Here is a 245-nt window from a genome sequence, read left to right as displayed (position 1 = left end):
CCCATGGGTCTCGTGGCCGCGCTCGGACTGTGGGCGGCCGGTGCCGCGGATCTCCCGGACGGTTCGTTCCCCAGGGTGCTCGCTGCGACCGTCGTCACGGCCGTCGGCGGGTCGGTGGACCTGACCGGCGACGCGGGCGACCTGGCCGGCGCGGAGGGCGGCCTGACCGTCATGCCGCTGTCCGTCACTCTCACCGGCGCCCTGTTCATCGGCTGGGGCTTTCTTCGCCCGTTGCGCCACCGGGC

At 74.7% G+C, this 245-nt stretch carries 1 protein-coding gene; it reads left to right on the top strand.

The window, feature by feature from the left end:
• Positions 1-3: 3 nt before the first annotated feature.
• A partial coding sequence (locus J0695_RS43340; protein WP_242553846.1) for a streptophobe family protein occupies positions 4-245 on the top strand: 242 nt, incomplete at its 3' end.

This window comes from Streptomyces beijiangensis, assembly GCF_017315755.1.
GTDB classification, from domain to species: domain Bacteria; phylum Actinomycetota; class Actinomycetes; order Streptomycetales; family Streptomycetaceae; genus Streptomyces; species Streptomyces beijiangensis.
The sequence above is the reverse complement of the archived record's forward strand: the minus strand, read 5'-3'. Positions and strand labels throughout refer to the sequence as shown.